This window comes from Natronomonas sp., from assembly GCF_036625485.1.
In the GTDB taxonomy this organism is placed as follows: domain Archaea; phylum Halobacteriota; class Halobacteria; order Halobacteriales; family Haloarculaceae; genus Natronomonas.
Map to the genome: position 1 here is coordinate 16026 of NZ_JAZKTR010000015.1, position 10327 is coordinate 26352.

A 10327-nucleotide genomic window follows, 5' to 3' on the forward strand; every position below is an offset into this window, starting at 1 on the left:
GTTATCGCACCGCCAGCCCCACGACACCCGGCAGCCCCAGCGAGCGGTGCCGCCAGCCGTCGCCCGCGTTCGCGAGGAACGTCCCGTCTTCGGTGACCGCGTAGGTCGGCTCGTCGTAGGCCACGTCCGCGATCCGGCCGCCGACCGGGAGGTCGACCGGCATCCAGTCGTCGCCGCTATCGGTACCGCCGTCCGTCCGCTCGAAGAGTCCGTCAGCGGTGGCCGCGTGCGCACGGTCGTCGTCGGCCGCGACGACGAGGAAGGCTCCCTCTCGGGCCTGCATCCAGCCGTTGGCGAGGTAGTAGAGTCCCGCGTCGGTTGCCGCCAGCAGGTCGCCGTCCGCGGCCACGTCGTTGGCCCCATCGAGCCCGACTGATGTGCCGTCGGTCCGGTAGACGCCATCGGCCGCAGCGACGAGGCCGCCGGAGATGGCCCGGACGTCCTCGATTTCCGCGATGGTCTCCCAGCCGTCGTCGTAGCGGGCGAGGCGGCCGTCGCCACCCGCCAGCAGATTCTCGTCGAACCCGACGGCCGTCGCCGGGCCGAAGCCGGTCTCGACGAAACCGTCGTCGGTCTCCAGAAGTACGTCCTCGGGTGTGGCGACCGCAAGGCGGCCGTCGGCCGCCACGTCGGCGGTCTCACCACGGTATTCGAGGCTGAACTCGCCGACGATGTCGTCGGAGACGTTCACGCGCGCGAGGCCGACGCTCGTGGCCACGTAGGTCGTCGTCGCTCCCGACTTCTCGTCGTAGACCCGCTTTTCGTCGATGGTGATGTCCTCGTCGGTCATATGTGTAGGCGGGGCGGCATCCGCCGAAAGCGTTTATACCGGCGTCGCCTGCTCGTGAACCCGGTCGAACAGCCGTTCGCCCCACGTCAGGACGGCGTCATCGTCACAGAAGGCCGCACCGGCGAGGCTGCCGTCGTCGTAGACGAACAGTCCGAGTTCGGCCTCGTCGAAGACGACGATAGCGAAGGGGAGTTCGCCGTCAGCGATTCGGACGTCGAAGGCTGAGGCGTCGACGGCCGCCTCGAAGCGGTCGTACGCGGTCTGGACGCGCTCGATGCCGTCGTCCTCGATGACCAACTTCGCCGTCAGGTCATCGGCGGCGACCTGCTCGTGGATGTCCGAGAAGTACCGGGGCATCCCGGCCGGCGAGAAACACCGGAGAGTGTCGGCGTCCTCGGCGAGCGCTTCGAGGTGGTCCAGCGGTCGCTCGGGGGCGTGTCGTCCGGGGACGATGACCCGTCCGTGTTCGATGGCCGCCAGCGGCACGTGCATGTCGGCCGGAATCGCGTTCAGGATCGGTTCGGCGGCGACGAGGCGGTCGAGTCGCGCCCGGTAGGCGTCATGGCGACGCCACGCCAACCGCCCGACGCCGGTCAGTTCGTAGCCGTCGGCGCCCTCGGTGACGAGGCCGGCCTCCTCCAGTTCGGTCACCGCCTTGTAGACGGTCGACCGCGACCGGTCGAGTCCCTCGCGAAGGGCACGCTGGGACTTCGCCCCGTCGGCCAACCGTGCCAGCAGGTCCGCCCGCTTGTCCAGCAGGTCGGCGACGGCCGGTCGCTCGATTCCCACGTCCGGTGGGTTACTCATTTCCCGATACTTTCGGGCGGCACGGTACTGAACGTTTCGCCTCGCGAAACATCGTTCGCAGTACGAGACAACGGTCGGGCCATAACATGAAGGCCCAACCGACTCCACGAATAGATGCGCCCGCTGGCGCTGCCCTCCAGCGTATCGGGGTCCGACCCCTGTCCCGGAACCCCTTTGCCGCCACCCTCCCAGTAGTCGTACATGCAAGTGTTCGGGTCGAGCGGCGTCCGCGGCATCGCAGGCGAGGAGTTGACGCCACCCTTCGTCGGCCGGATCGCGGCCGCCGCCGGCACGGTTCTCGACGCCGAGACGGTCGCGGTCGCCCGCGATACCCGTACGACGGGCCGGATGTTCGCCGACGCCGCCGCCAGCGCGCTCGCCGGCGTCGGCTGTACGGTCCACCGCCTCGGCGTCGTCCCGACGCCCGGCGCACAGGCCTACGCCGAGCGCGAGGGCGTCCCCGTCGTCATGATCACGGCGAGTCACAACCCACCGGAATACAACGGCGTGAAACTCATCGGTGGCGACGGCGTCGAACTCCCGCAAGAAACCCTCGAACGCGTCGAGGAACGGCTGCTCGCCGAGGACATCGACCTCGTCGGCTACGACGATACCGGCGGCCACCGCCGCATCGACGGCGCGGGCACCACCTACGTCGAGGAACTACTGACCCACCTCGACCGCGAGGGCCACCGCCAACGAATCGCCGACGCCGGGTTGACCGTCGCCGTCGACCCCGGCCACGGCGCCGGCTGTCTCACCAACCCCGAGTTCTTCCGCGAGCTCGGCTGTCGCGTCGTCACCGTCAACGGGCAACCCGACGGCCACTTCCCCGGTCGAAACCCCGAACCCGTCACCGAGAACCTCGCTGACCTCCGGCGACTCGTCCGGGCGACCGACGCTGACGTCGGCATCGCCCACGACGGCGACGCCGACCGTGCCATCTTCGTCGACGAAACGGGCGACCACATCGAAGGCGACGCCGCCCTGGCCGCCCTCGCGGCCGCCGAACTCGATGCAGGCGAAATCGCCGTCTCGGCGGTCAACGTCTCCCAGCGTCTCGTCGACGCCATCAAGGGCGCCGATGCCGGCCTCGAGCTCACGCCCATCGGCAGCACCTACATCATCTCCCGGATTCGAAAACTCCGCAACGAGGGCCATGCGGTACCGATCGCCGGCGAGGGCAACGGCGGCATCATCTTCCCGAAGTATCGTATCGCTCGCGACGGCGCCTACACCGCTGCCCGCTTTCTCTCGTTGCTCGTCGACCGACCGGCCAGCGAGGTCGCCGCCGCCCACGCCGGCTACGCCAACGTCCGCGTCAACCTCGAGTACGCGGATGCCGAGGAACGCGGCGCTATGCTCGGCGCGGCCGAATCCTACGCCGCCGACGCCGACGCCGAACTGACGACTATCGACGGCTACCGACTGGATTACGGCGACGCGTGGGTACTCGCCCGTCCCAGTGGCACCGAACCCCTCGTCCGCATCTACGCCGAGGCGCGGGACCGCGACCGTGCCGAGCGCCTGCTGGCGGGGATGCACGAGGCGATGGAATCCGCACGGGAGTAACAGGGACCGTACCGGCTACAGTTCGCAGTCGTCCAGCGCCGCCTCGATGCGCCGTCGCGTTTCACGGGCCGATTCGAGGTCCTCGGCGACCGCACCGCTTGCCACCCGCCGTCGCTCCTCGTCGGTCATCTCCGCGCGCGCGACCGCGGCCGTCCGCAGGCGGTCGTACTCCTCGCGTCGCGTCAGCGCTCGTACCCCGCGAAGCACGGCCACCGTCTCCTCGTCGGCGAACCGCCCGACGACCGAGACGAGTTCGTCGGCCAGAAATCGGAGGGTACCGGCAGCCGGCGGCGGCCAGCCGATACACAGCGGGTCGGCCGAGAGGCCTTCGAGATACGTCCGGTTGGTCGCCACGCGGCGCTTGAGGCGATCCGCGTCGTCGACGTAGTGGCTCAGTTTCGACCCCGAGTAGTCGGCGTACTCCAGCAGTTGGGTGACCGAATTCGTCCCGGCCGGTTGCTCGCGGACGTATTCCAGCAGTCGTTCAGGCGGCGTGTCGTACTCGACCAGCGGGGCCGCCGCCGCGGTCTTCACCCATTCGACGAACTCGCGGGCCGAGGCTTCGCGACGAAACGCCGAGAAATCCGACCGGACGGCCTCGTTATACCGCTCTATCGGCTCGCGTAACTCCTCGACCGGCGCATCGAGGTCGGCCTCGCCCAACTCGACCAGCCGTTCGAGGTCGTCGATGCGGTCGTCGAGTTCGCGACGGCGGTTCCTCGCACGCTGGCGGGCCTTCCGGTGGCGGGTTTCGGCGGCCTCCAGTTCCTCGCGCAACTGGGCGTATTCGGCAGCCGGCGAAAGCGCCTCGCGAGCGGCCTCGAAATCCCCTTCGTCGAGCGACTTGGAGACGCCCTTGGTCTTGACGTGGCGGTCGGCTTCGACAAAGGCGTCGCTTTCCGGAACGTCCTCGGGAATCGACTCCAGCGTCTCAGAGATGCCGTTGCGGAACTCGACGTAGCCCTCGAAGTCGTCCCAGTCGGTGGCGCGCTCCTCCCAGCGATTCAGGACGCGTTCGATGGCCTCGTAGGCGTCGGCCACCTCGTCGAGGCCCTCGCGTTCGTCGGCGCGCTCGCGGCACTCGCGGAGTTGCTCGCAGGCGTCTCGGAGTTCCGCGGCGGCGTCGGACACGTTACTCGTAGACCTCGTCGGGGTCGAAGACCTTGTTACCGACGAACTCGCCGTCGGCCGTCCGGTGGAAACAGCTCTCGTAGCCCGTGTGGCAGGCCCCGCCCTCCTGGTGGACGACGTACAGCAACGCGTCGCCGTCACAGTCGACGCGGATCTCCTCGATTTCCTGGGTATGGCCGCTGGAGCCACCCTTCTTCCAGAGTTCGTCGCGGCTCCGGGAGTAGTAGTGGGCATAGCCCGTCTCCTTCGTCTTCTCGAAGGCTTCCTCGGAGACGTAGGCCAACATCAGGACGTCGCCGCTGTCGGCGTCCTGTGCTACCGCGGGCAGAAGTTCCTGTTCGTCGAAGGCGAGGTCGACACTCATTATCGGAAAGTGGGTCGGTCGTCGGGATAGGCCTTTTCCCCAGCCCATCGAAAGGGTTGAAATACGCCACGAGCGGGGCAGTCGGAAAACCCGACGGGTATCAGTAAGTCTAAGAATGCCCGGCCGACGATTGGTAGTAATGACGACCCTCGGCACGGCGAATGCGGACCCCGGCGAGATGGACACCGGGCGGCTGTCGGTCGGCGAGGCCAGAGACGGGTCCGAGGTCGGGCTACCGGTCGCCGTCATTAACGGCGCTCGGGACGGCAAGACCCTCTATATGCAGGCCGTCTCCGACGGAGACGAACTCAACGGGCTGGGCGTTATCCAGCGATTCGTCCCCCAACTCGATCCGGCGGAACTGGCCGGCGAGATCCTCATCGTCGGCATCGTCAACTACTACGGCTTCCAGGTCGCCGAACACCGCAACCCCATCGACGACACGAAACTCAACCGGGCCTACCCCGGCGACACCTCCGGGACGGCGTCGGAACGCATCGCTGCAGCCACCTTCGATGCCGCCAGCAGTGCGGACCTCGTTCTCGACCTCCATCAGGGCTCGACATCCTGTATGATAAACGAGACGCGGGTCCGCTGTGGTAGCCGCCACCGACTCCATCGGGACTGCCTCGAACTCGCGAAGGTCTTCGGCTGCGGTCACATCCTCGACCAGAAGGGCCCGGACGGCCAACTCGCCCGCGCGGCCCCCGACGAGGGCATCCCCACCATCGACCCCGAACTCGGCGGCGCCGTTGGCTGGGATGAAGAATCCATTCGAAAGGGTGTGAAGGGCCTCTTCAACGTCCTCCACTACTACGGGTTCCTCGATGGCGACATCGAACGCCAGCCACAGACGCGAGCCTCCAGTTTCGAACAGCACGGGGCACCCGCCGGCGGCCTCGTCTCCTTCACGGTCGACCTCGGCGACGAAGTCCAACGCGGCGATACGCTCTTCGAGGTGACCGACCCCTTCGGCACCGTCAAAGCCGAAGTCACCGCCGACTCCAAGGGCGTCTTCTGGCGCCACCGCCGACTCCCGCAGGTCGCGACCGGTGAATACGTCTGCTCGGTCGGAACGGACATCGATCAGTTCTAAAGCGGGCGTCGAACTACGGTTCCTCGGGAACCGCCATCACAGGAACCGACGCGTTCCGAATCAGGCGTTCCGTCGTACTGCCGATGAGGTGCTGGCTCAGTCCCGACCCCGCGCTGGAACCGGACACCGCGAGGTCGATATCGTTGGCCTCGACGTAATTCAACAGGCCCTGCTCGGCCGACAATGCCCGTTCGACGCTCGTGGTGACCGACCCCGAAAAGGACGACGGGACCTCCTCGACCGCCGCCTCGATCAGCGAACCCGCCGCGGCATCGACGTCTCCGGGGAGTCGGCCGCCCAGAAGCGACTCCTCGACGACGTGAACGAGATGCAGCGATGCGCCGTGGCGGGACGCCGTCTCGATGCCGGCCGCTACCGCCGCCGCCGACGGGGCACTTCCATCGACGGCGACGAGGATCTCCTCGTAGGGGAACCGTGCCCCCGAAGCGGCACCGGGAGGGAGCGCGATGACGGGTATCGGTGCCCGTCGGAGGACCCGTTCGGTCACGCTTCCGACGAGGTACTGGACGCCCTGTCGGCCCCGCGTCGGCATCACGATGGTATCGATATCGTACTGCTCGGCGTACTGGACGATCGTTTCGTCGGGGACGCCCTGTACGACGTCCGTCGTCACGTCGACGTCTTGCGTTCCGATACTCGCGACCGTCTCCTCGACGATCGATTCGCCTTCGTCGACGAAGGCGTCGACCACCTCGCCGTCGACGCGCGTGTGGCTGATCTCGGAGGTATCGGCGACGTGGAGAACGAAGAGTTCGGCACCCGTATCCGCCGCCAGCGCGACCGCGTACTCGAAGCCGGCCTGTGCGGCATCGCTGCCGTCCGTCGGAAAGAGGAGACGGTCCACCATACGTCAGTCAACGTCGATGGGACCTATAAAACCACGACCGAACGGGCGTACCCGACTACATGCGTCGATAGGGTCCGGGCACGGTCGATACCGTACGGAGGGGAAAACGAGGGGGTGAGCGAGGACGGTTCGTGCCGCCGAGGCGTCGGAAGCCCTACAGGAGCGGCGCGATAGTCGGGAGGATGCTCCCGCCGACGTACAGAATCGCCGAGGCGCCCAACCCGAGCGCCAGCAGCAGGAAGATTGCTATCCACGAGAGCTGAACGCCGCCGTTCGAATCCGTCGGGGTTGCCATATCTGACGATTGGGAATTTCCACCGATAGGTTTTGCCTTCTCGACCGAGGCTCCGTCCCAAAGGACGGAGTTTTACCGTTCGGGGGGCAAAACATCGAGTAATGAGCGAAGACGAAGGGGAGCAGTCGGACAAACAAAAATACGAATTCCAGAAGGTCATCGAGGAACTCGACGACTACTCTGGGTCCGGCACGCAGCTCGTCTCGATTTACATTCCCGAGGACAGACAGATCAGCGACGTGGTCGCCCACGTCACCCAGGAGCACAGCGAAGCGTCCAACATCAAATCCAAGCAGACCCGCACCGCGGTACAGGACGCCCTCACCAGCATCAAGGACCGCCTGAAGTATTACGACGTCTACCCGCCGGAGAACGGGATGGTCATCTTCTCCGGTGCGGTCGACGCCGGCGGCGGCCAGACCGACATGGTCACGGAGGTCCTCGAATCGCCGCCGGACCCCATCGAGTCGTTCCGGTATCACTGCGACTCACATTTCCTGACCGAACCGCTACAGGAGATGCTGGGCGACAAGGGCCTCTACGGCCTCATCGTCCTCGACCGCCGGGAGGCCAACGTCGGCTGGCTGAAGGGCAAACGCGTCGAGCCAGTCAAGTCCGCCTCCTCGCTGGTGCCGGGCAAGCAGCGAAAAGGTGGCCAGTCAGCCCAGCGATTCGCCCGACTCCGACTGGAGGCCATCGACAACTTCTATCAGGAGGTCGCCGAGATGGCCGACGACCTCTTCGTCCCCAAGCGTCACGAGATGGACGGCATATTGGTCGGCGGTCCCTCCCCGACCAAAGACGAGTTCCTCGACGGCGACTACCTCCACCACGAACTGCAGGACCTCGTGTTGGGCAAGTTCGACGTCTCCTACACCGACGAATCCGGTCTCTACGACCTCGTCGACGCCGGCCAGGACGTACTGGCCGAGGCCGAACTCATGCAGGACAAGGTCGAGATGGAGGAGTTCTTCGAGCAACTCCACGACGGCCAGAAGGCGACCTACGGCTTCGACGCGACGCGACAGAACCTGATGATGGGTTCGGTCGACCGCCTGCTCATCAGCGAGGACCTCCGGAAGGACGTCGTCACCTACGACTGTGACGGCCGCGAGGAGTTCGAACTCGTCGATCGCCGCGCCGAGACGCCCGACCACACCTGCGACGGTGGCGGCGAGGCCGAAGTGGTCGAACGCGAGGACGCCATCGACCACCTGATGGAGCTGGCCGAACAGCGCGGCTCGGAGATACAGTTCATCTCGACGGACTTCGAGAAGGGCGAACAGCTCCTGACCGCCTTCGGCGGCATCGCCGGCATCCTCCGCTACTCGACGGGCGTCTAACGACGGTCAGAATCGAGGGAGCTCCCCACGGCCCTCATCGCTTTTCGTCCCCCATCCTCGCAGAAGTGCCGTATTCAGTCGTCGCTTACTCCAGCAGTTGTTCGACCTGCACTCGCCGCCGTTCGAGGTCGAAAACGGGGTCGACGCCCCCCTGTGCCTGAAGCCGGTCGAATATCAACAGCGGGTCGGTTCCCGCCTCCTCGACGGCTTCCAGCAGGGCCTCGATATCCCGGCGGTGCAGCGCCAGCGAATCCAGAAGGCCGATAGCGATAGCTAGCGGCACGGCAGCGTCGTCCTCGGGGAAGGTACTGGTGATGCGGTCGAAACGCGGCGCCGACGGGGCCGAGTCGGCGGTCGAAAGCGTGAGACACTCCGGACAGAGCGCGGCGTGGTCGCTCTCGTCGGGCGCGTGTTCGCGGAACCGTTCGGGTACCGCAAAGGAAACCATCGGGGCACCGCAGTTCGGACAGTCCATACCGACGGTAGCCACCCCTGATAAATAGGGGGCGCGGTCCTACTCGATGTCCGCCGATTCGGCGTCGATCTCCGCACGGAAGGCCTCGGAGAGTTCGTCGGGGTCCGCCAGCAGGTTCGAATCGCCCGCGATACCCAGTCGGACGCTGCCGTCGTAGCTGAAGATGCTGATGCCGATGCCCTGGTCGTTGGCCTGCGGCACCCAGAACATGATGTCACTGACCTCGTGGCCGGCGAACTCCACACACTCCATCGGGCCCGGAACGTTCGTCACGACGCCCGTCGCCTGGTCTTCGAACTGTTCGAGGAGTCGATCGAGGACGAAATCCGGCGTGTGGCCGCCGAAGGTCAGCGTCAGATACATCAGAAACGCCTCGAGGCCGGCCGTCTCCGCGTCCATCCGCTCGTGGATGATTCGGATACGCTCGTCGAGGTCGGCCTCGCCGATGGGCAGCGGCACGAACGCCAGTCCGAAGTAATTGCCCAGCGTCCCGTCCCGTTGCTCCATCGGCCGCAGGTTGATGGGGACGCTCACCCGGAGTTCCCGCCCCTCGATGGGGTCGCCGCGGGCTTGCAGTACCCGCCGGAACGCACCGGCGAGCGCGCCGAGCAACACGTCGTTGACCGTCGCATCGTGGACCGCGCCGATCTCCTTGACGGTGGCGAGGTCGATCTCGTCGGTCCACCCGGCCCGTTTCACCGTCCCGAGGTCACCACGCAGGGAGGTCTCGATTTCGTCCTCCTGTGTCAGCATGTCCCAGCCGGTTTTGACCGCCTTGCCGGCCAGTCGGGCGGCATCGAGCGGCCCGTCGGGACCGACCGAAGTCCCCCTCTCGCCGGCAGATACTTCCGATTCGGCCTCCGCGGGCGGATCGACAGCCTCCGTCCCTATCCCACCGTCCGCTTCCGTCGCTTCGTCCCGAAACGCGTCGGCACTCGGCGGGTTCGGCACGATACCCATCGGCATCTCGATCTCTTCCGGAGAATCGACCAGCCCGAAGAGGACGTACAGCAGCGCGAACCCGTCGCCGATGCTGTGATTGATGCGGAAAGCGACGGCGTTACCGTCGCCGTCGCCCGCGTTCTCGATGAGGTAGGCCTCCCACAGCGGTCGGCACTCGTCGAGCGGCCGGCTCATCAGGCTGCTGACGAACTGCTTGAACGTCGCCGTATCCCCCGGTTCCGGAAGCGAGAGGTGGTAGATGTGCGTCTCGATATCGAACTCGTCGATGAACTCCCAGCGCGCGCGGCCGAACCCACTCGTATCGACGCACTGTTTGAACCGATCGAACCGGAGCAGGCGCTCTTCGAGCCGGTCGCGCAGCTCCTCGTAGGTTATCGGGTCCTCGAACCAGAGCACGCCGGTGATGGTCGTCAGATTATCGACGGTTCCGAGTCGACGCCACGCGTTGTCGGCGCCCGACAGCGGGTCAGACCCAGGCATTCGCTCGGCCTCCTGTTCGTCCGTTCGTTTCCGGTCGTCGTGCGCCCCCGGCGGCGGTCGAGCCCACTAACATCTGTTAGTGGCGATTTCGAATACAGTAAAATGAAGCTACCGCCGGAAAAAGACGGGCTTTAGTCGTCGGC

General features: G+C 66.3%; 11 protein-coding genes. 3 read left to right on the plus strand and 8 right to left on the minus strand.

Annotation, left to right across the window (positions count from 1 at the left end; genetic code table 11):
- Position 1: 1 nt before the first annotated feature.
- Both V5A53_RS03015 and V5A53_RS03020 read right to left on the minus strand, forming a co-directional pair.
- Positions 2-790 carry an HVO_0234 family beta-propeller protein gene (locus V5A53_RS03015; RefSeq protein WP_332312087.1) on the minus strand — a complete coding sequence of 263 codons (789 nt, stop codon included), beginning with the start codon at positions 788-790 and terminating at the stop codon, positions 2-4.
- A gap of 33 nt (positions 791-823) precedes the next feature.
- On the minus strand, positions 824-1597 hold the full coding sequence (locus V5A53_RS03020; protein WP_332312088.1) for a helix-turn-helix transcriptional regulator: 774 nt from the start codon (positions 1595-1597) through the stop codon (positions 824-826).
- 201 nt (positions 1598-1798) lie between these two features.
- Here V5A53_RS03020 and glmM point away from each other — a divergent pair, with 201 nt between their 5' ends.
- Positions 1799-3169: a phosphoglucosamine mutase gene (glmM, locus tag V5A53_RS03025; protein ID WP_332312089.1), complete on the plus strand. Its 1371-nt coding sequence runs from the start codon at positions 1799-1801 to the stop codon at positions 3167-3169.
- 15 nt (positions 3170-3184) lie between these two features.
- Here the strand turns inward: glmM and V5A53_RS03030 are convergent, their stop codons facing one another.
- Positions 3185-4300, minus strand: a complete 1116-nt coding sequence (locus tag V5A53_RS03030) for a DUF7118 family protein (protein WP_332312090.1) — start codon at positions 4298-4300, stop codon at positions 3185-3187.
- 1 nt (position 4301) lies between these two features.
- A complete protein-coding gene (gene hisI, locus V5A53_RS03035) occupies positions 4302-4667 on the minus strand; it encodes a phosphoribosyl-AMP cyclohydrolase (RefSeq protein WP_332312097.1) in 366 nt (121 codons plus the stop codon).
- Between the two features lie 136 nt (positions 4668-4803).
- On the opposite strand from hisI, the gene V5A53_RS03040 reads away from it, so the two are divergent.
- Positions 4804-5760 carry a succinylglutamate desuccinylase/aspartoacylase family protein gene (locus V5A53_RS03040; RefSeq protein WP_332312091.1) on the plus strand — a complete coding sequence of 319 codons (957 nt, stop codon included), beginning with the start codon at positions 4804-4806 and terminating at the stop codon, positions 5758-5760.
- Between the two features lie 13 nt (positions 5761-5773).
- Here the strand turns inward: V5A53_RS03040 and V5A53_RS03045 are convergent, their stop codons facing one another.
- Both V5A53_RS03045 and V5A53_RS03050 read right to left on the minus strand, forming a co-directional pair.
- On the minus strand, positions 5774-6628 hold the full coding sequence (locus V5A53_RS03045; RefSeq protein ID WP_332312092.1) for a universal stress protein: 855 nt from the start codon (positions 6626-6628) through the stop codon (positions 5774-5776).
- Positions 6629-6782: 154 nt separating this feature from the next.
- Positions 6783-6923 carry a hypothetical protein gene (locus tag V5A53_RS03050; protein WP_332312093.1) on the minus strand — a complete coding sequence of 47 codons (141 nt, stop codon included), beginning with the start codon at positions 6921-6923 and terminating at the stop codon, positions 6783-6785.
- 101 nt (positions 6924-7024) lie between these two features.
- Between V5A53_RS03050 and prf1 the strand changes: the two genes are divergently transcribed.
- The gene (gene prf1, locus V5A53_RS03055) at positions 7025-8266 is read left to right on the plus strand and encodes a peptide chain release factor aRF-1 (protein WP_332312094.1); all 1242 of its coding nucleotides are present in this window, start codon (positions 7025-7027) and stop codon (positions 8264-8266) included.
- A gap of 85 nt (positions 8267-8351) precedes the next feature.
- On the opposite strand, the gene V5A53_RS03060 is transcribed toward prf1, so the two are convergent.
- Positions 8352-8741: a DUF6276 family protein gene (locus V5A53_RS03060; protein ID WP_332312095.1), complete on the minus strand. Its 390-nt coding sequence runs from the start codon at positions 8739-8741 to the stop codon at positions 8352-8354.
- A 39-nt stretch (positions 8742-8780) separates the two neighbouring features.
- Positions 8781-10184 (minus strand): wax ester/triacylglycerol synthase family O-acyltransferase, encoded by a 1404-nt coding sequence (locus V5A53_RS03065; RefSeq protein ID WP_332312096.1) that lies wholly within the window; start codon positions 10182-10184, stop codon positions 8781-8783.
- Between the last annotated feature and the right edge of the window lie 143 nt (positions 10185-10327).